The sequence below is a fragment of the Isoptericola sp. 178 genome, from assembly GCF_030586525.1.
GTDB lineage: Bacteria > Actinomycetota > Actinomycetes > Actinomycetales > Cellulomonadaceae > Isoptericola > Isoptericola sediminis.
The window spans coordinates 185,563-203,811 of the sequence record NZ_JAUQYN010000001.1 but is presented as its reverse complement, the minus strand read 5'-3'; the positions used below and the strand labels follow the sequence as shown (position 1 = coordinate 203,811).

Here is an 18,249-nt window from a genome sequence, read left to right as displayed (position 1 = left end):
CCTACAGGGCGAGGTCGAGCCGACCCTCGGGCGGCGAGCTGGCGAGCGCACCCTCGCGCCGCGGGATGCGGCCGGCCCCGGCCGCGAGCCGCCCCGCCTCGGTGGCCAGCCGCATCGCGCGGGCCATGCGCACGGGGTCCTCGGCCCGCGTGACCGCGGTGGCGAGCAGCACCCCGGAGCAGCCGAGCTCCATCGCCAGCGCGGCGTCGGACGCCGTCCCGATCCCCGCGTCCAGGATCACCGGGACGCGGGCGGCCTCCGCGATCGCCGCGATGTTGCGCGGGTTGAGGATCCCGAGCCCGGAGCCGATCGGTGCGCCGAGCGGCATCACCGCCGCGCAGCCGACGTCCTCGAGGCGCCGGGCGAGGATCGGGTCGTCGTTCGTGTAGGGCAGCACGACGAACCCGTCGCGGACGAGCTCGTCGGCGGCCTCGACCAGGCCCACCGGGTCGGGCAGCAGCGTGACGTCGTCGGCGATCACCTCGAGCTTGACCCAGTCCGTCCCGCACGCCTCACGGGCGAGCCGGGCGGTGAGCACCGCCTCGCGCACGGAGAAGCACCCGGCCGTGTTCGGCAGGGCGCGGATGCCGAGGCGTTCCAGCAGCCCCCAGATCCCCGCGTCCCGGGTCGCCTCGCCGCCGGCCCGCGGGGCCACGCGGCGCATCGCCACCGTGGTCAGCCCCGTGCCGGAGGCGACCAGGGCCTCCTCCAGCGTGAGCAGGTTGGCGGCGCCCCCGGTGCCCATCACCAGCGGGGAGGCGATCTCGGTCCCCGCGACGACGAGCGGTGCGGTGCCGTGGGCGGTCGGGTCGGTCGTGGTCATGGTTCCTCCTCAGCCGCCCTGGACGGCGGTGACGATCTCGACGCGGTCGCCGGCGCGCACCGCGGTGGACTCCCAGGCGCCGCGCGGCACGACGACGTCGTCCACGGCGACGGCCACGCCGCGGACCTCCCCGTCGGTGACGTGCCCGGGAGCCAGGCGCGCCACCAGCGCGGTGAGCGGCACCGTGCCGGTCGGCCCGAGGTCGTAGGGAGCGCCGTTCACCAGGGCCCGGCTGCGGGCGGGGGCGGTGTGCCGGTCGGTGCTGGTCATCGGGGTCCTCCGTCGGTGCGGCGGGTGTCGGGGCCGGGCGGCGGGAACCGGCGCGGGTCCGACGCCCGGAGGGCGGCGAGCAGGGTCGGCGGGTCGGCGCGGGTGACGTCGACGTCGAACCACGAACCCGTCAGGCCCGCCACGACGATCTCGGCCGTGAGGGGGGCGAGCAGGATGCCGTTGCGGTGATGGCCGGTGGCCAGGTGGAGACCGGGCACGTGGGTCGGACCGACCAGCGGCAGGTTGTCCGGCGTCGCCGGCCGGGCCCGGGGCGTGACCTCGACGAGCGCCGCCTCGTCGATCGCCGGCAGGAGAACGCGGGCGTCCCGCAGCAGCGCGAACACCCCGCCGGCGGTGGCGCGGCGGTCGTCGGGGTTCTCCTCCGTCGTGGCCCCGACCACGATCTCGCAGTGCCCGGCCCACGGCCCCTCGGTCGCCGGTGTCCGGCCCACGACGTAGACGGGCCGGCCCTGGACGAGGCCGCGCACGACGTGCCGCGGCGTCAGGTCCGGGTCGGCCTGGAGCCGCAGGGTCTGGCCCTTGACGGGGCGGACCGGGACCGTGACGTCAGGCAGGTCCGCCAGGAGCGGCGCGGACGCCCAGCCGGCGGCCACGACGGTCGAGCCGGCGCGGTGCACCCGGCCCGCGTCGTCGAGCGCGCCGACGACGCGTCCGTCGTGCCGCACGAGCCGGACCGCGGCCCGCGGGACGACCGCGCCGTGCCCGTCGGCGATCGCCCGCTGCAGGGCGGCGTGCACGGCGCGGGGGTCGACGGCGTGGTCGCCCGGGACCCAGGCGGCACCGCTGAGCCGCGGTCCGAGCAGCGGTTCGTGCCGGCGCGCCTCGGCGATGGTCAGCACCCGCGAGCTCACCGCGTGCCGGGCCTGCAGCGCGAGGAGCCGTCGCAGCAGCGCGGCGTCGGTGTCGTCGTAGGCGAGGGTGAGCGTGCCGGACTCCCGCAGCCCGACCCCGGTGCCGGCGGCGGCCTCCAGGTCGGCGGCGAACGTCAACCAGCGGCCGGCGGCGGCCAGGTGCAGGGCCAGCGCGGCGTCCTCGGTGAACTCGGCCTCGGTGGCCGGGGCGAGCATGCCCGCTGCCGCCCGGGTCGCCCCGTCGCCCGCGTCGGGGTCCAGGACGGTGACGCTGAGCCCGGCCTCGAGCGCGCGCCACGCCACGGCGAGGCCGATGATGCCGCCGCCCACGACGAGGAGGTCACGCACGCCGTCCGGCGGCGTGGACAGGGGTCGGTCCACGGTGCTCCCTTCGCTGGCATGATCCAGATCAGGTTCGACGGTCGGCGCCCGGCGCCCTCTCAGCCTCCGCGAGGCTCCCGTGCTGCGCCCACCCTACTCCCGCCGGTCCCTAGACTCGGCCCCGATGGAGACCTCCGACCTGCGCGCACGCCTCGCCGACGCCCGCCTCTACCTGTGCACCGACGCCCGCGAGGAGCGCGGCGACCTGGAGGAGTTCCTGCACGCCGCGCTGCGGGGCGGCGTGGACGTCGTCCAGCTCCGCGACAAGACCCTCGACGTCGCCCGCGAGCTCGAGCTGCAGGCGCTGGTGGCGCGGGTCGCGACCGAACACGGCGCGCTGTGGGCGGTCAACGACCGGGCGGACGTGGCCGGGCTCACCGGTGCACCCGTGGTGCACATGGGGCAGGGGGACCTCCCGGTGCCGGCGGTGCGGACCCTGCTCGGCCCGGCCCCGGTCCTGGGCCGGTCCACCCACTCGGCCGCGCAGGCGGCCGCGGCGGAGGCCGACGGGGACGTCGACTACTTCTGCGTGGGCCCCCTCTGGGCGACGCCCACCAAGCCGGGCCGGACCGCCGTCGGCATCGACCTGCTGCGCGAGGTGGCCCGCACCGCGCCGACCACGCCCTGGTTCGCCATCGGGGGGATCGACGCCGACCGGCTCGACGCGGTCCTCGACGCCGGGGCGCGACGGGTCGTCGTCGTCCGCGCGATCACGGAGTCCGCGGACCCCGAGCGGGCCGCGCGGACCCTGCGGCAGCGGCTCGGGGCCTGAGGCCGGCGAGCACCCCGGACCGGCGCGCGACGGCGGATAGGATGAGGCGGTGACGTCTCCCGCCACCGCTCCCGACAGCACGCCCCGACCCGTCCTCGTGGTCGACTTCGGCGCCCAGTACGCCCAGCTCATCGCCCGCCGCGTGCGCGAGGCGAACGTCTACTCCGAGATCGTCCCGCACACGTGGACGCCGGAGCAGATGCTCGCCCGCGACCCCGCGGCGATCATCCTCTCGGGCGGTCCGTCCTCCGTCTACGCCACCGGCGCGCCCTTCGTGGACGCCGCGCTCTTCGACGCCGGCGTGCCCGTGCTGGGCATCTGCTACGGCTTCCAGGCGATGGCGCAGGCTCTGGGTGGCAAGGTCGCCCAGACCGGGACCCGCGAGTACGGCGGCACCGAGGTCGAGGTGTGCTCGGCCGGCGTGCTGCTGGCGGACACCCCGACGACCCAGACCACCTGGATGAGCCACGGCGACTCCGTGCACGCCGCACCGGAGGGGTTCGAGGTGCTGGCGACGTCGTCCGGGTCGCCGGTGGCGGCCTTCGAGGACCGCGGCCGTCGACTGTACGGCGTCCAGTGGCACCCGGAGGTCAAGCACTCCGCCCACGGGCAGACGGTGCTGGAGCACTTCCTCTACGAGGGTGCCGGCCTGCGGCCCGACTGGACGCCGGACAACGTCATCGCCGACCAGGTCGCCGCGATCCGCGCGCAGGTCGGCGACGCGCGCGTGATCTGCGGGCTGTCCGGGGGCGTCGACTCCTCGGTGGCCGCCGCCCTGGTGCAGCGTGCCGTCGGGGACCAGCTGACCTGCGTGTTCGTCGACCACGGTCTGCTGCGGGAGGGTGAGGTGGAGCAGGTCGAGCGCGACTTCGTCGCCGCCACCGGCGTCAACCTGGTGGTCCGCGACGAGCGCAAGCGGTTCCTGGACGCCCTCGAGGGGCACAGCGACCCGGAGACGAAGCGCAAGATCATCGGCCGCGAGTTCATCCGCGTCTTCGAGGACGCCGCCCGCGACATCGTCGCCGAGGGGCACGAGCACGCCGTGCACGGCGAGGGTTCCGAGGTGAAGTTCCTGGTCCAGGGCACCCTGTACCCGGACGTCGTGGAGTCCGGCGGCGGCGAGGGCGCGGCGAACATCAAGAGCCACCACAACGTCGGCGGCCTGCCCGACGACCTGCAGTTCGAGCTGGTCGAGCCGCTGCGCACCCTGTTCAAGGACGAGGTGCGGGCCGTCGGCCGCGAGCTGGGCGTGCCGGAGCCGATCGTCGCCCGTCAGCCCTTCCCGGGCCCCGGACTGGGTATCCGGATCATCGGCGAGGTCACGGCCGAGCGGCTCGAGGTCCTGCGCCGCGCGGACGCCATCGCCCGCGAGGAGCTGACGAAAGCCGGCCTCGACGCGGAGATCTGGCAGTGCCCGGTCGTGCTGCTGGCCGACGTGCGGTCGGTGGGCGTCCAGGGCGACGGCCGCACCTACGGCCACCCCGTCGTGCTGCGTCCCGTCTCCAGCGAGGACGCGATGACGGCGGACTGGACCCGGATGCCCTACGACGTGCTCTCGGTCATCTCCACCCGCATCACCAACGAGGTCAGCGAGGTGAACCGGGTCGTGCTCGACGTCACGAGCAAGCCCCCGGGCACCATCGAGTGGGAGTGACCGGGGAGCTCGCCGCGGCGCTGGCGACGGAGCCGGACGCCGTCACCACGACCCTCGGCGTCGTGCAGCGGGTGCTGGAGTACCTCGGCACGGTCGCGTTCGCGATCTCCGGGGCCTTCGCCGCCGGGCGCAAGCGCATGGACCTGGTCGGCGTCGTCGTCCTCGGCAGCGCCGTGGCCATCGGCGGCGGGACGCTGCGCGACCTGCTCATCGGCCGGACGCCGGTGTTCTGGGTGACCGAGCCGACGTTCCTGCTGGTCGGCGTGGTCGCGTCGCTCCTGGTGGTGCCGCTGGCGCGCACGCGCACCCTCGACCTGCTGCGCCGGCTGCAGATCATCGAGATCTCCGACGCGGCCGGCATGGCGCTGTTCGTCGTCATCGGCACGAACGTCGCGCTGTCCGCCGGGGCGAACGAGGTCTCGGCGGCCGTCGTCGGGGTGATGGCCGGGGTCGGCGGGGGCGTGATCCGCGACGTGCTGGCGAACGAGGTGCCGGAGGTGCTGAGCAACGCGCAGTTCTACGCCACGGCGGCGCTGCTCGGGGCGGCGGTCCAGCTCGGCCTGCGTCAGCTGGGGGCCGATCCGGCGATCGTGTTCTGGGTGCCGCTGGTGCTCATCCTCACGGTGCGTCTGCTCGCCGTCCGGCTCGGCTGGGGCATGCCGACGTTCTCGGTACCGGGTGAATGACGCCGGATTCCTGCTCTGACCTTCGGGTTCGTCGTGACGGGGCAGGTCGGGAGCGGTAAGTTGGCGGCCAGGGGCGTCAACTACCGGTCAACAACCGCAGAAGCGCTACGAGAGGCAGACTCATGTCCAGCTCTGTAACCGTCCAATCCGCCAAGGGTGTCCGCGGGATCGGCGTCTTCACCATCATCGCCGGCATCCTGATGATCATCGCCGGTGCCGTCGTCTGGTTCGTGGTCTCGTCCACGCTGTCCGACGAGCAGATCACGGTCTCCGACGACGCCAGCATGATGGCCGGCCAGGAGGTCGCCGGGCCCTTCACCGCCTACGCGCAGGCCGACGTCATCAACCAGCACGCGCTGGAGGCCTCGGAGGGCATGACGTACGCGGAGCTCGACCGCGAGGACCCGCGTCGTGACACGGTCATGAACGCCTCGTTCCTGCGGGCCTCGCTGTTCACCTCGGTGGTCTCGTTCGGCGTCTCCGCCCTGGTGATCGGCCTGGGCGTGATGTTCGTGCTCATCGGCTTCGCCCTCGTCCGGCTCGGGGGCCCGAAGGTCGCCGCGGCGGCCGCTCCGCCGGGCGGGCCCGCGCCGGCCAGGACCGCCTGAGTCGCAGCTCCCGGACCAGCACGGACGTCGGGGCGAGCACACCACTGCCGGTGTGCTCGCCCCGACGTGCGTGCGGGGTCAGCGACCGGTGCGTCGGCGCCGCCGGGCGGCCCCGACGACGGAGCCCACCACGAGGAGCAGGCCGGCGGTGCCGAGCACGAGGATGGCGGCCAGCTCGGCGTCGATGCTCGCCCCGGCGGTGCGGGCGAGCAGGCCGACCGCGACGGCCACCACGACGATGCCCCAGACGACGGTGCCGGTCCGCGGTCGGGCGCGCCCCGGGGGCGACACGTCCGGGTCGGGGCCGGGAGCCGTCGCGCTCGTGGCGGCGTCGGCGGTCGTGGACGTCGACTCCTGCGGGACGTCCCCGCGGGAGCCCGCGGTGTCCGCGGGGGAGCCCGCGGTGTCCCCGGCGGTGCTCGCGGCCTCCCGGGGGATCTCCACGGTCGGGTGGTCGGGAGAGGGCTCGGGCTCGGCGCCCGGTGTGCGGTACGGGTCGGTGCTCATCGGTCCTCCTGGATGACGATCTCTCCGGCGCGGGCGTCGACGTCGAGCAGCAGCACGGGCCCTCCCGCCTCGCTGGCCTCGTCGCTGGTGTAGGTGGTGGGGCCGCCGCTGAACCCGTCGACGGTGCGGTACTCGCCGTCCACGTCCCAGACGAACCTCCCGGCGCTGACGTCGACGGAGGCCACCACGGCCGCGTCGGCGGGGATCTCCACGACCGTGCGCCCGGCGGTCATCTCGATCGGGACCTCGACGGGCGACCCCGGCTCGACGTCGGTGAGGTCGAGCTCGGTGAGGTCCACCCACGCCTCGCCGAACTGGACCCGCACGCCCTCCTCGGCGGCCGCCACGGACCGCGGTGTGACCATGCCGGAGCTGACGGTGGTGCCCGACGAGGTCGTGACACCGCGCCCGTCGTCCCAGGGCCACTCGTCCCACCAGGTGTGCCGGTCGGCGAACGGCCACGTCACCAGCGTCGCGACGAGGCCGAGCACGGCGAAGGCGGTGAGCCACCCGCCGCGGCGTCCGCGCAGGCCGGTGACCACGAGGGCCGCGCCGACGATCGCGACCGTGGTCCCGAGCCACAGGCCCCACACCGGCATCGTCAGTCCCAGGACGATGTCGGCGGCCAGCAGCGCCGCTCCGGCCAGCAGCGCGAGGCCGACCACGACGCCGATCGTCCCGCCGCCTGCGGCGCGGACGGCCGGCGTGGTCGGCGCCGGCGTCCGGGGGGCCGGTGCGGCGGGCGGTGCCGAGGCGTAGCTGACCCGCGGCGCGGGTTCGAACGGGGCGGGCGACGGCCCCGGGGCGGCCGAGGGCCTCGGGGCGGCCTCGGCCGGTGCCGCCGGTGCCGCCGGCGCGGCGGGCGGCGCTGCCCCGCCCTGCTGCCGGGAGCGGACGAGCTTGACGATCAGCCAGACCACGGCCACCCAGAACCCGATCCAGAACAGGACCGCGATCCACTCGGGGAACCCGTCCCACCAGGGCCAGATCCCGCCGCCCCAGCCGATGCCCGCGACGATCGTCAGGCCGGCGCCGAGGACCGCCACGTCGAACCTCCCGCGGATCGCCTCCTGCAGGTGGATCCGGCCGTCGGACGCCTCGGGGAGCAGCAGCCAGGCGGCGCCGTACAGCACCAGGCCCGCGCCGGTGACGAAGAAGCTGAGGATCAGCAGGCCCCGCACCAGCAGCGGGTCGAGGCCGAACCGGTGGGCGACTCCGGCGGCGACGCCGCCGACCCAGCGGTCCTCGGCACGGGTGACACCCGTGCGGCGCAACGAGTCGAAGAAGCCGTCGCCGGCAGGACGTGGCGGTGGGGGCGGGGTCCCGGGACCGGTGTCGCCGGGGCCGGGGCCGCCGCTCGGTGGCGGGGTGTCGTTCGTGGTCATGTCCTCATCGTGCTCCGCGCGCGTGCCGGAAGGCATCGGGGGACGCCCTGAACCGACCCTGATTCCGGCGGTCACGACCCCGGATCCGGGGCGCGGCGGCACCCTGACGTGCCACGATCAGGGGGTGACGTCCCCGATCCCCACCCGGCTGCCGCTGCGCCGGCCCCGCCAGGGCCGGTGGGTCGGCGGCGTGTGCGCCGGGCTCGCGGCGCACCTCGACGTGCCGGTCGGGCTGGTCCGGCTGGCCCTGGTCCTGCTGACCCTCGCCGGCGGGATGGGACTCGCGGTGTACGTCTTCTGGTGGGTCACGGTGCCGGCCGGCGACCCTCAGGACACGGCCGTCGCCGCGCGGCCCGCCGCCGCCGCCCGACTGGCCCCCCGGCTGCGCCGCGCGGGCACCGTGCAGGCGATGTCCCGCCGCGACGTGATGATCGGTGTCGGCCTGCTCGTCGGCGCCCTGGTCCTGGTCGCCGTGCGTGCCGGCTGGGACCTCCCCTCGGCCTGGTTGCCGCTGCTCATCGTGGGCGGGGGCGCCGCCCTGGCCTGGAGCCAGCTGGACGCCGTGCAGCGCGCGCGGGCCGGGGAGGCCCCGGCCTCACGGTCCGGGATGCTGCTGCGCCTGGCGGGGGGCCTGGTCCTCGTGACCGCGGGCGTGCTGCTGCTGTTCGTCCAGGGCACCCCGCCGGGAGAGCTGCTCACGGTCACGCTCGCCTCCCTGGCGGTGCTCGTCGGCGTGGCGCTGGTGCTCGCCCCGTGGTGGCTCCGGCTGGTGCGGGAGCTGGGGGACGAGCGGGCGGCACGCGCCCGCGAGGCCGAGCGGGCCGACATCGCCGCCCACCTGCACGACTCGGTGCTGCAGACGCTGTCCCTCATCCGGGCCCGCGCGACGGATCCCGAGGAGGTGGCCCGTATGGCCCGCGCGCAGGAGCGCGAGCTGCGCGAGTGGCTGTACGACGACCGACCCGCGGAGGGCACGTCGCTCGCGGCCGAGCTGCGCGCCCTGGTGGGCGAGGTCGAGGACGGCCGCGCGGCCGAGATCGAGACGGTCGCCGTCGGCGACTGCCCGCCGACCGAGGCGACCACCGCGCTGCTGCAGGCCACCCGCGAGGCGTTGGTCAACGCCGCCGTGCACGGTGCCGCGCCGGTGACCGTCTACCTCGAGGTGACCGACACCGCGGTCGAGGTGTTCGTGCGGGACCGCGGCGACGGCTTCGACGTCGACGACGTCGCGCCGGACCGGTTCGGCGTGCGCGAGTCCATCCTGGGTCGGGTGCGGCGGCGTGGCGGCACCGCCGAGGTGACCAGCCGCCCCGGCTGGGGCACCGAGGTGCACCTGCTGGTGCCTCGGTCGGCCGACGTCCGTACCGCACCGTCCGCCGACTCGGCGTCGTCCGCCCCCGAGACCGAAGGAGTCCGCCCGTGACCGACACCCCGGTGCCCGTCGTGCTCGTCGACGACCACCACATGTTCCGTACCGGCGTGCGGGCCAGCCTGGACGAACGGGTCAGGGTCGTCGGGGAGGCCGCCGACGTCGAGGAGGCGGTGGCCGTCGTGCACGAGCACCGGCCGCCGGTGGTGCTCCTCGACGTCCACCTGCCCGGCGGCGACGGCGGTGGCGGGGCCGAGGTGGTGCGTCGTTGCACCGACCTGCTCACCGGGACGCGGTTCCTGGCGCTGTCGGTGTCCGACGCCGCGGAGGACGTGGTCGCGGTGATCCGGGCGGGGGCGCGCGGCTACGTCACGAAGAACATCTCGGCGTCCGACCTGTCCGCCGCGGTCGTCCGTGTCGCCGGCGGGGACGCGGTGTTCTCCCCGCGGCTGGCCGGTTTCGTGCTCGACGCGTTCGGCACCTCGGCGGGCGACGTCGCGGTGGCCGACGACGAGCTCGACCGCCTCTCCCGGCGCGAGCAGCAGGTGATGCGGCTCATCGCCCGCGGCTACACCTACCGGGAGGTCGCCTCGGACCTGTTCATCTCGGTCAAGACCGTCGAGACCCACGTGTCGGCGGTGCTGCGCAAGCTGCAGCTGTCCAACCGCAACGAGCTGACCCGGTGGGCGGCCGCGCGGCGTCTGCTCTGACGGTCGTCGCGGTCGGCTCAGCGGGCGGCCCGGTAGCGGTCGACGACGATTTCGACGAGCTCCTCGGGAGCGGGGCCCTCCGGCAGCAGCAGCGGGGCGGAGGTCGTGTCGCCGCCGGCCCGCTCCGCCAGGGTCTGGAAGTAGCCGGGGGCGATGAGGTAGCTCGCCGTGGCCACCCGCGCCCCCGGGTGCTCCTCGCGCACGGCCGCGACGACGTCCCGCAGGGTCGGCGTGGCGTTGGCGAGGTAGCCGACACGGACCGGGTGCCCGGTGCGTGCGGCGAGCAGCTCGCCGGTGCGTTCGCAGTCGGCCACGGCCCGCGCGTCGGAGGACCCCGCCGCGGCCAGCACGACGACGTCGCCCGCGGCCAGCCCCGCGTCCGCCAGCCGACGCTCCAGGAGGTCCACCAGCCGGTCGTCCGGCCCGAGGGCCCCGGCGAGCGCGACCTGCTGCCCGGCGGCGACGGCGCCCTCGACGTCCTCGCGCAGGTCGACGTGCACGTGGAACCCGGCGGACAGCAGGAGCGGGACGAGCACGGTGGAGGTCTCGCGCAGCGCGGCCAGGCAGGTGGGCACGTCGGGCTCCTGGACGTCGACGAACCCGGCCCGGACCGGCACCGTGCCGGCGAGCCGGTCCGTGACGGCGTCGACCAGCCCGGCGACGGCGGCCGCTCCGGTCGCGGAGGACGTGCCGTGGGAGATCGCGAGGAGAGTCGGGACGGTCATGACGGGCACGCTACGCGACGGATCGTGCGGTCCGGTGTCGGCCGTGTCACGCCGTGTCACGAGGGGCTCACACCCTCGGTCGCGGCGGTGTGAGCCGCCCAGGCGGGTGACAGCCGCACGACGTCACCGATCACCGTGACCGCGGGCGGCTGCACGTCGGCCGCGGCGGCCCGGGCGGCGATGTCGGCCAGGGTGCCCACCGTGGCGCGCTGACGGGGTCCGTACCCGTCCTCGACCACCGCGACGGGGGTGTCGGCCGGGCGGCCGGCGGCGACCAGCGCCGTGGCCGTCGCGGCGAGGCGGGTGACGCCCATCAGCAGGACCAGCGTGTGCTCCGGCCCGCCGGGCACGGCGTCGAGCGCCTCGTGCGCGGTGAGGACGCTGAACCCGGCCGCCACCCCGCGGTGCGTGACCGGGATCCCGACGGCGGCCGGCACGGACACCGCCGACGTCACGCCGGGCACCACCTCGACGTCGAGACCCGCGGCCCGGCAGGCCGTCAGCTCCTCGCCGCCTCGGCCGAAGACGTACGGGTCCCCGCCCTTGAGCCGCACGACGTCGCGTCCGGCGCGCGCGTGCTCGACGAGGAGCTCGTTGATGCGCTCCTGCGGCACGGGATGGTTGCCGGCGGTCTTGCCCACGTCGATGACCTCGACGTCGTCCGCGAGCGCCGTCAGGACGCCCCGGGGGGCGAGACGGTCCACGACGACCACGTCGGCGCTCGCCAGGAGACGTCGCCCGCGTCCGGTGAGCAGTCCGGGGTCGCCCGGCCCGCCGCCGACGAGAGCGACGCGTCCGGTGCGGCCGCCGTCGGACCCGTCGCCCCGGACCTCGCGGACGCGACGCAGGGGCAGCTCGCCGGAGGTCAGCGCCGCCGCGACGGCGTCGCGCAGCCGGGCCGCGCGCCGGGGGTCACGACCGGCGTGCACGGACACGACGACGTCCGCCGCGGAGGGGTCCGGCCCGGTGTCGTCCGACGCCCGGGCATCCGCCGCGGGCAGGCAGGTGGAGGCGGGGACCCAGGCCGTGGCGGCGTCCGCGTCGGCCGCCACGACGCAGAAGGTCTGCGTCCGCTCGGCCTCGGCGGCCACCGCGCGGTCGACGGCGGGCACGCCGGTGGCGGTGTGCACGAGCCAGGCGCCGTCGAGGTCGCCCGCGCGGTACGCACGAGCGGTGTGCTCGATCGTGCCGGCGGCGGCCGCGTCGGCCAGCTCGTCGACCACGACCGGGGACACGACGCGCACGCGCGCGCCGGCGTCCAGCAGGCCGCGGGTACGACGCGCGGCGACGGGCCCGCCGCCGACCACGACGACGAGCCGGTCCCGCACGCGCAGACCCAGGGGGTAGATGTCGTTCACAGGGTGTTCCTCGTCGGTCTCAGATGTGCAGGCCGCACTCGGACTTGTCCGCCCCCGCCCAGCGGCCGGCCCGGGCGTCCTCGCCGGGAGCGACGCGCCGGGTGCACGGTTCGCAGCCGATCGACGGGTAGCCGTCCTGCAGCAGCGGGTTGACCGTCAGTCCGTGCCGCAGGGCGTAGCCCACCAGCTCGTCGTCGCTCCACGCCGCGATCGGGTTGATCTTGACCAGGTTGTTGGACGCGTCCCACGCGACGAGCTCGGCCCTGGCGCGGGATCCGGAGTCCGCCCGGCGCACACCCGTGGCCCAGGCCTCGTAGCCCGCGAGCACGCGGCGCATCGGCTCGACCTTGCGCATGCGGCAGCAGGCCTCCGGGTCGCGGGCGAACAGGTCGGGGCCGTAGGCGTCGTCCTGCTCCGTGACGCTGAGCAGCGGGCGCACGTCCACGACGGTGACGTCGAGGGAGTGCGCGACGGCGTCCCGCGTGCCGAGCGTCTCGGCGAAGTGGTAGCCGGTCTCGCCGAACAGCACGTCCACCCAGGGGAGCTGGGCGCTGACGAGGGCGGCCAGGACCGAGTCGGTCATGGACGAGGCCACGGCGAGGGAGTCGCCGAACTCCGCCACCGCCCAGGCGACGACCTCCTCGGCCGAGGCCTCGTCCGCCGACCCGGGCCCGGACCCGCCGAGCTCCCGACGGCCGCGCTCCGCGATCTGCGACAGCTCGACGTCGGAGCGCCGTCGGCGCTCGCGGCCGTCCACCCGGGCGTTGCGGCGGGCGCGCGACATCTCCCGCTCGGCGGACCGACGCCGTGCGGCTGCGGCGGCCCCGGCCAGCGAGGACGTGCCGGATCGCGTCCCGGCGGTGGGGCCGACGCCGAGACCGACCTGGACCGCCGTCACTGCAGCACCGCCTCGTCGGCGCGATGGGCCCACTCGGCGAACGACTCGCCGTCGGTGCGGTCCGCCGCGTAGCGGCGGACGACGCGTTCGACGTAGTCCGCGATCTCGGTGGCGGGGACCTTGAGCCCGCGCACCGTGCGCCCGAGCCCCCCGGCGTCGTGGCCCTGACCGGCGAGGCTGCCGCCCAGGTGGACCTGGAAGCCCGGCATCTGCTCGCCGTCGACGGTGATGATCTGGCCCTTGAGCCCGATGTCCGCCGTCTGGATGCGGGCGCAGGAGTTGGGGCAGCCGTTGACGTTCAGCGAGATCGGGCGGTCCAGCTGCTCGGCCTGCTCGTCCAGCCGCTGCTCCAGCTCGGCGATGACCCGTGCCGCGGTGTCCTTGGTGTCCACGATGGCGAGCTTGCAGAACTCGATGCCCGTGCACGCGATCGTGTTGCGTCGGAACAGGGAGGGCCGCGCGGTCAGGCCCAGCGGTTCCAGACCGTCGACCAGCTCGTCGACGCGGTCGGCCGGCACCCCCAGCACGACGACCTTCTGGTGGGCGGTGAGCCGGGCGGAGCGGGCCCCCACCGACTCGAGCAGGTCGGCGAGGCCGGTCAGGGTCCCGCCGCCCACGCGGCCCACGACCGGTGCCGCCCCGACGTAGAGGTCCCCGTCCTTCTGCTCGTGGACCCCGACGTGGTCGCCGGGCCTGGTCGCCGGCGCCGGGGGAGGACCGTCGGGCAGGGCGTACCCGAGGTACTCGGTCTCGAGGACCTCGCGGAACTTCTCCGGGCCCCAGTCCTTGAGCAGGAACTTCAGCCGGGCCTTGTTGCGCAGCCGGCGGTAGCCGTAGTCACGGAAGATCCGGATCACGCCGTGCCAGACGTCGGGAGCCTGGTCCGCCGTGACGAACACGCCGAGGCGCTCGCCCAGGCGCGGGGCGGTGGACAGCCCCCCGCCGACCCACAGGTCGAAGCCGGCACCCCGCTCGGGGTGCTCCACCCCGACCAGCGAGATGTCGTTGATCTCGTGCACGACGTCGAGGCTGGGGTGGCCGGAGATGGCGGTCTTGAACTTGCGGGGCAGGTTCGCGAGGGCGGGGTCGCCGATGAAGCGGCGCTTGATCTCGTCGATGACCGGCGTGGCGTCGATGATCTCGTCGGAGGCGATGCCGGCGACGGGGCTGCCGAGGAAGGCGCGGGGCGAGTCGCCGCAGGCGGTCGTGGTCTCGAGCCCGACGGTGTCGAGGCGGCGCCAGATCTCCGGCATGCTCTCGATCTCGATCCAGTGGTACTGGATGTTCTGCCGGTCGGTGACGTCCGCGGTGCCGCGGCCGAACTCGTCCGAGATGCCGCCGAGGACGCGCAGGGCGTCCGGGGTCAGCTCCGCGCCGTCGGTCCGCACGCGCAGCATGAAGTAGCGGTCCTCGAGCTCGTGCGGCTCGAGCGTGGCGGTGCGGCCGCCGTCGATGCCGGGCTTGCGCTGGGTGTAGAGGCCCCACCAGCGGAACCGGCCGTGCAGGTCGTCGTCGGCGATGGAGTCGAAGCCCTCGTGGGCGTACGTCGACTCGATGCGCTCCCGCACCTCGAGCGGCGGCCCCTCCTGCTTGAACTCCTCGTTGTGGTTCAGCGGCGTGGTGCCGTCGATCTTCCACTGGCCGTTCGGCTTCGGTGTCCGGGCGGGGCGTGCCGGGCGGCCGGCGGCGTCCTGCGGCGTGGTGGTCTGCGTCGTCATCGGGGGAGAGTCCTCGGGTCCTCGGGGTGGGACGCGCGCGACGACGGGACTCAGCGGGGGTGGGTGAGGACCGACGGCGCGCGCCGGTGCTCAGGTCCGCGGTGCGGAGGTGCTGAGAGGGGCGCGATCAGCGACAGCAGCACTGACAGCTGCACATGCACAGGTGCAGCGGGCACGCCGACATGGCACGACGGTTCGTCGTGCGCATCCGGGGCGTGGCCGTGGTCATGGCGACGAATGTAACCCGAGGCGGTCGGCCCGCGAAAGCAGCGGTCCGCATCATGGGACGTGCGCGCGGCACGTGAGGCGTCCCACGGCTGCGGTGGTCCGGGCGCCACCGTCCCGTCGCTAGGCTGGCCCCCATGGAGTTCCTCTACAACATCTTCACGGTGCTGCACTTCGTCGGGTGGGCCATCGTCCTGGGTGGCTACCTCGCCTCGCTGCGCACCCCGGGCCTGTACCGCGGCGTGTTCCACGGCGCCGCGACCGCCCTGGTGGCAGGCATCCTCATGGTGGGCGTCGCCGAGGTCGGCGGTCTGTGGGACGACGGCGGCCCCTCCATGGCGAAGATCGGCGTGAAGCTCGCGGTCGCCCTGGTCATCACGGTGCTCGCCTTCGTCGCCAAGCGGCAGGGCCGCAAGGGGGACAACGGCACGGGTGCCGTCACCCCCGGCCTCAAGCACACGATCGGCGCCCTGACGCTGGTCAACATCGTCGTCGCCGTCTTCTGGTGACCCACCTTCCTCCCGCCGCACCCTCCGGGGGCGGCGCGTGAGCGTGCTCGGCGAGGTCCTCGTCGGCCTCGCGATCGCCGTCGGCCTCGTCGGCATCGTCGTCCAGGTGCTGCCGGGCAACGCCCTGGTCGGCGGCGCCCTGCTGCTGTGGGCCTGGGCCACGGGCGGGACGACGGCGTGGGTGGTCTTCGCCGTCGCCGCCCTGCTGATCGTCGCGGCCGAGACGGGCAACTGGCTCGTGGCCGGCCGGCACATGCGGCGTGCCGAGGTGCCGTGGTTCACGCTCGCCGTCGGGGGCATCGCGGGGATCGTCGGGTTCTTCCTGGTGCCCGTGGTCGGGCTCTTCCTGTTCTTCACCCTCGCGGTGATGCTCGTCGAGCTCGTGCGGCGCCGCGACCGAGCGGCCGCCTGGCAGGCGACCGTCGCCGCGCTCCAGGCGACCGCGATCACCATCGGCATCCAGCTCCTCGGCGGGCTGCTGGCGACCGGCGTCTGGATCGTCGGGCTCGTCCTCACCTGAGCCGCGGGACGCACGGGCGTGTGACGATGACGCCGTGGAGATCCTCACCCGTCGACTCGACGACCTCGGCCCCCGGACCGTCTTCGACCTGTGCCGGTTGCGGCAGGACGTCTTCGTCGTCGAGCAGGCGTGCGCCTACCCGGACCTCGACGACCGCGACCTCGAGCCCGCGACGCGGCACGTCCTGCTGCTCGACGCGGGGCGGCTCGTGGGGACCGCCCGCGTGCTCGACGACGGCGGCGAGCAGCGCGTCGGACGCGTCGTCTGCCACCCGGACGTGCGCGGGACCGGCGCCTCCGCCGTGCTCATGCGGGCTGCGGTGGAGGCCGCCACGACCGCCTCGCCGGGCCAGGACGTCGTGCTCGGCGCCCAGTCCCCGCTGGTCGGCTGGTACGCCACCTTCGGGTTCGTGCCGGACGGCCCCGAGTACCTCGAGGACGGGATCCCGCACACGCCCATGCGGCGGGTCGGGGCGGGCGCCTCGACGAGCTAGCGGGGTGCGACCAGCCGGCGTCAGCCGAGGTCGATGTTCAGCCGTGAGGGCGACGGCGAGGGCGACACGGCCGGGACGCTCTCGATCTCGACCGGCGTGACGGCCACGTCGACGGCGTAGGAGCCGTCGAGCTGCTCGTCCAGCGCGGTCCGCAGGTCGGCGAGCTCGGGCAGGTCGTCCGCGGCACCGGCCAGGTCGACCTGGACGGTGCCGTCGGAGACCGAGACGGAGGTCAGGGTGAGCCGCGAGGAGTCGGGCAACCAGTCGTCGACGACCCCCTGGGCCGTGCGCTGCTGGGACGACGTCTCGAGCAGGCCGTCCGTGGTCAGCAGCAGCGGTAGCAGGATCACCAGCGCCGCGGTGACGAACGGTGCCATCGTGAGCAGGATCTTGCGGCCGCCGCGCCGCAGCTGACGCGGGTCGGCCACCCCGGTGAGGACGAACACCACGGCCGCCGCCAGCACGATCGAGACGAAGTTGGTGCCGAACAGCAGCAGGGCCCCGCCCGCGTCACCCAGGCGGCCGTCGCTGAGCGCGACGCCGACCACGGACAGCGGCGGGACCAGCGCCACGGCGATGGCGACACCGCCGAGGGAGGCGGCGACCCGCCGGTCGACCGTGGCGAAGGCGCCCGCGGCCCCGGCGGCGATCGCGACGAGCATGTCGAGCAGGGTCGGTTCCACGCGGGAGGTGATCTGGCTGTTCGTGTCGAACGGCACCACGATCGGCACCCAGGCGGCGATGACGAAGGCGAGGAGGATCGCCACCGCCGTCCCGGCCAGGATCAGGGCCAGGGAGCGCACGGCACGGAACGCCCAGCCGCTGACCAGGGCGGCCGCGAGCCCCAGGATGGGCGTCATGAGCGGCGCGACGAGCATCGCCCCGATGACCACCGCCGTCGAGTCCTGCAGGACGGCGAGGGTGGCGATGCACACGCTGAGCACGAGCATCGTCCACCAGGCGATCTGCTTGGCGGCCATCTCGGGACGTTCGAGGTAGAGCTGGTCGGCGATCTGCACCCGCCGCGTCGTCCCGACGTCCACGTGCTCGACCCAGGTCCAGATGATCTCGGTGAACGAGGGGTACAGCCCGTCGGGCGCCGGGAGCCGGCCGGCGGCGACGCGGTACCCGTAGGCGAGGGTGATCGAGCCCCCGAGGACGGCGACGACGCCGACCATCGCCGCGATCCAGTCGACGTACGCGCCGGGGACGGCGAGGATCAGCACGGACAGGGCGAGCCCGACGCCGCCGGCGGCGAATCGCGGGGCCCGCTTGTCGCGGGACCTGCTGAACGCGGCCAGCAGCAGCGTGAGCACGCTGCGGAAGAGCAGGTAGATCGCTCCGAGCAGGATGGTGGCGGCCAGCGCGGCGCGGGCCGACAGCAGGAAGACCAGCGCGAGCAGGACGGAGGCGAGACCGCGGACGGCGGACGTCATCCGGACCGTCGCGCGGACCTGCCGGCGCCGCACGGTCGTCCACAGGTCGTTCGCGCCCGAGACCAGCAGGCCGATGCCGACGACCGCCTCCGTCAGCTCGTGGGACAGGGCCGGCACCAGCACCAGCACCAGGCCGACGGCCAGCGCGATGGCCCCACCCACGGTCGAGGGGTTGACCAGGCGTCTCGGGTGGGCCAGCAGCTCCTGGAGGCTCAGGACGGGTGGAGCGCCGGCGGTCGTCCCGGTGCTCTCGGTGCTCTCGGTGCCGCCTCGTGCGGGGCTCTCCATGCGGAGACGATAGCGAGGGTAGGACCGCCCGGCGCGGCGTCG

Annotated in this window: 19 protein-coding genes and 1 riboswitch; of the genes, 9 read left to right on the top strand and 10 right to left on the bottom strand. The window is 75.0% G+C overall.

Features of this window, described 5'->3' with window-relative positions:
- Position 1: 1 nt before the first annotated feature.
- The 3 genes from Q6349_RS00825 to thiO form a co-directional block, all read right to left on the bottom strand.
- Positions 2–823 (bottom strand): thiazole synthase, encoded by an 822-nt coding sequence (locus tag Q6349_RS00825; RefSeq protein WP_304602484.1) that lies wholly within the window; start codon positions 821–823, stop codon positions 2–4.
- A 9-nt stretch (positions 824–832) separates the two neighbouring features.
- Complete coding sequence (gene thiS, locus Q6349_RS00820; protein ID WP_304602483.1) at positions 833–1,093, bottom strand: sulfur carrier protein ThiS; 261 nt, start codon at positions 1,091–1,093, stop codon at positions 833–835.
- Positions 1,090–2,346 carry a glycine oxidase ThiO gene (thiO, locus tag Q6349_RS00815; protein WP_304602482.1) on the bottom strand — a complete coding sequence of 419 codons (1,257 nt, stop codon included), beginning with the start codon at positions 2,344–2,346 and terminating at the stop codon, positions 1,090–1,092. Before thiO ends, thiS begins: the two co-directional genes overlap by 4 nt.
- Positions 2,335–2,437, bottom strand: a riboswitch (TPP riboswitch). Its footprint overlaps the gene before it by 12 nt.
- 33 nt (positions 2,438–2,470) lie before the next feature.
- Between thiO and thiE the strand changes: the two genes are divergently transcribed.
- The 4 genes from thiE to Q6349_RS00795 all read left to right on the top strand — a co-directional run bounded on the left by thiE (position 2,471) and on the right by Q6349_RS00795 (position 6,066).
- The gene (gene thiE / locus Q6349_RS00810; RefSeq protein WP_304602481.1) at positions 2,471–3,118 is read left to right on the top strand and encodes a thiamine phosphate synthase; all 648 of its coding nucleotides are present in this window, start codon (positions 2,471–2,473) and stop codon (positions 3,116–3,118) included.
- 49 nt (positions 3,119–3,167) lie between these two features.
- On the top strand, positions 3,168–4,772 hold the full coding sequence (gene guaA, locus Q6349_RS00805) for a glutamine-hydrolyzing GMP synthase (protein WP_304602480.1): 1,605 nt from the start codon (positions 3,168–3,170) through the stop codon (positions 4,770–4,772).
- A complete protein-coding gene (locus tag Q6349_RS00800) occupies positions 4,769–5,458 on the top strand; it encodes a trimeric intracellular cation channel family protein (protein ID WP_304602479.1) in 690 nt (229 codons plus the stop codon). Before guaA ends, Q6349_RS00800 begins: the two co-directional genes overlap by 4 nt.
- Before the next feature lie 122 nt (positions 5,459–5,580).
- The gene (locus Q6349_RS00795; RefSeq protein WP_171246344.1) at positions 5,581–6,066 is read left to right on the top strand and encodes an aromatic ring-opening dioxygenase LigA; all 486 of its coding nucleotides are present in this window, start codon (positions 5,581–5,583) and stop codon (positions 6,064–6,066) included.
- Between the two features lie 78 nt (positions 6,067–6,144).
- On the opposite strand, the gene Q6349_RS00790 is transcribed toward Q6349_RS00795, so the two are convergent.
- Both Q6349_RS00790 and Q6349_RS00785 read right to left on the bottom strand, forming a co-directional pair.
- Complete coding sequence (locus Q6349_RS00790) at positions 6,145–6,573, bottom strand: hypothetical protein (RefSeq protein ID WP_304602478.1); 429 nt, start codon at positions 6,571–6,573, stop codon at positions 6,145–6,147.
- Complete coding sequence (locus Q6349_RS00785) at positions 6,570–7,958, bottom strand: PspC domain-containing protein (protein ID WP_304602477.1); 1,389 nt, start codon at positions 7,956–7,958, stop codon at positions 6,570–6,572. Before Q6349_RS00785 ends, Q6349_RS00790 begins: the two co-directional genes overlap by 4 nt.
- Before the next feature lie 124 nt (positions 7,959–8,082).
- Here Q6349_RS00785 and Q6349_RS00780 point away from each other — a divergent pair, with 124 nt between their 5' ends.
- Positions 8,083–9,381 (top strand): ATP-binding protein, encoded by a 1,299-nt coding sequence (locus Q6349_RS00780; protein ID WP_304602476.1) that lies wholly within the window; start codon positions 8,083–8,085, stop codon positions 9,379–9,381.
- A 41-nt stretch (positions 9,382–9,422) separates the two neighbouring features.
- Positions 9,423–10,037 (top strand): response regulator transcription factor, encoded by a 615-nt coding sequence (locus tag Q6349_RS00775; RefSeq protein WP_216077385.1) that lies wholly within the window; start codon positions 9,423–9,425, stop codon positions 10,035–10,037.
- Positions 10,038–10,054: 17 nt separating this feature from the next.
- On the opposite strand, the gene Q6349_RS00770 is transcribed toward Q6349_RS00775, so the two are convergent.
- Genes Q6349_RS00770 through Q6349_RS00755 form a run of 4 tightly spaced genes read right to left on the bottom strand, consistent with a single transcriptional unit; the run spans position 10,055 to position 14,736 of the window.
- On the bottom strand, positions 10,055–10,762 hold the full coding sequence (locus tag Q6349_RS00770) for a sirohydrochlorin chelatase (protein WP_171246340.1): 708 nt from the start codon (positions 10,760–10,762) through the stop codon (positions 10,055–10,057).
- A gap of 56 nt (positions 10,763–10,818) precedes the next feature.
- On the bottom strand, positions 10,819–12,120 hold the full coding sequence (gene cobA / locus Q6349_RS00765; RefSeq protein ID WP_304602475.1) for a uroporphyrinogen-III C-methyltransferase: 1,302 nt from the start codon (positions 12,118–12,120) through the stop codon (positions 10,819–10,821).
- A gap of 19 nt (positions 12,121–12,139) precedes the next feature.
- Entirely contained in the window at positions 12,140–13,018 is an 879-nt protein-coding gene (locus Q6349_RS00760) for a phosphoadenylyl-sulfate reductase (RefSeq protein ID WP_304602474.1), read from the bottom strand.
- Positions 13,015–14,736: a nitrite/sulfite reductase gene (locus Q6349_RS00755; RefSeq protein ID WP_304602473.1), complete on the bottom strand. Its 1,722-nt coding sequence runs from the start codon at positions 14,734–14,736 to the stop codon at positions 13,015–13,017. The genes Q6349_RS00760 and Q6349_RS00755 overlap by 4 nt, the downstream gene beginning before the upstream one ends.
- Positions 14,737–15,098: 362 nt before the next feature.
- On the opposite strand from Q6349_RS00755, the gene Q6349_RS00750 reads away from it, so the two are divergent.
- From Q6349_RS00750 to Q6349_RS00740, 3 genes are read left to right on the top strand one after another with little or no spacing between them, the layout of a single operon-like run.
- Positions 15,099–15,470, top strand: a complete 372-nt coding sequence (locus Q6349_RS00750; protein WP_304602472.1) for a hypothetical protein — start codon at positions 15,099–15,101, stop codon at positions 15,468–15,470.
- A 37-nt stretch (positions 15,471–15,507) separates the two neighbouring features.
- Positions 15,508–15,990, top strand: coding sequence for a DUF456 domain-containing protein (locus Q6349_RS00745; protein WP_304602471.1), 483 nt, complete (start codon positions 15,508–15,510; stop codon positions 15,988–15,990).
- Positions 15,991–16,024: 34 nt separating this feature from the next.
- The gene (locus Q6349_RS00740; protein ID WP_304602470.1) at positions 16,025–16,483 is read left to right on the top strand and encodes a GNAT family N-acetyltransferase; all 459 of its coding nucleotides are present in this window, start codon (positions 16,025–16,027) and stop codon (positions 16,481–16,483) included.
- Between the two features lie 20 nt (positions 16,484–16,503).
- Here Q6349_RS00740 and Q6349_RS00735 read toward each other — a convergent pair whose 3' ends face one another.
- Entirely contained in the window at positions 16,504–18,207 is a 1,704-nt protein-coding gene (locus tag Q6349_RS00735; protein WP_304602469.1) for a DUF389 domain-containing protein, read from the bottom strand.
- Positions 18,208–18,249: the final 42 nt, after the last annotated feature.

What these genes read in the sequence shown, in the direction of transcription:
- Q6349_RS00825 (WP_304602484.1), bottom strand. Translation starts at nt 823, where the DNA reads ATGACCACGACCGACCCGACCGCCCACGGCACCGCACCGCTCGTCGTC.
- thiS (WP_304602483.1), bottom strand. Translation starts at nt 1,093, where the DNA reads ATGACCAGCACCGACCGGCACACCGCCCCCGCCCGCAGCCGGGCCCTG.
- thiE (WP_304602481.1), top strand. Translation starts at nt 2,471, where the DNA reads ATGGAGACCTCCGACCTGCGCGCACGCCTCGCCGACGCCCGCCTCTAC.
- Q6349_RS00795 (WP_171246344.1), top strand. Translation starts at nt 5,581, where the DNA reads ATGTCCAGCTCTGTAACCGTCCAATCCGCCAAGGGTGTCCGCGGGATC.
- Q6349_RS00790 (WP_304602478.1), bottom strand. Translation starts at nt 6,573, where the DNA reads ATGAGCACCGACCCGTACCGCACACCGGGCGCCGAGCCCGAGCCCTCT.
- Q6349_RS00785 (WP_304602477.1), bottom strand. Translation starts at nt 7,958, where the DNA reads ATGACCACGAACGACACCCCGCCACCGAGCGGCGGCCCCGGCCCCGGC.
- Q6349_RS00775 (WP_216077385.1), top strand. Translation starts at nt 9,423, where the DNA reads ATGTTCCGTACCGGCGTGCGGGCCAGCCTGGACGAACGGGTCAGGGTC.
- Q6349_RS00770 (WP_171246340.1), bottom strand. Translation starts at nt 10,762, where the DNA reads ATGACCGTCCCGACTCTCCTCGCGATCTCCCACGGCACGTCCTCCGCG.
- Q6349_RS00755 (WP_304602473.1), bottom strand. Translation starts at nt 14,736, where the DNA reads ATGACGACGCAGACCACCACGCCGCAGGACGCCGCCGGCCGCCCGGCA.
- Q6349_RS00750 (WP_304602472.1), top strand. Translation starts at nt 15,099, where the DNA reads ATGGAGTTCCTCTACAACATCTTCACGGTGCTGCACTTCGTCGGGTGG.
- Q6349_RS00735 (WP_304602469.1), bottom strand. Translation starts at nt 18,207, where the DNA reads ATGGAGAGCCCCGCACGAGGCGGCACCGAGAGCACCGAGAGCACCGGG.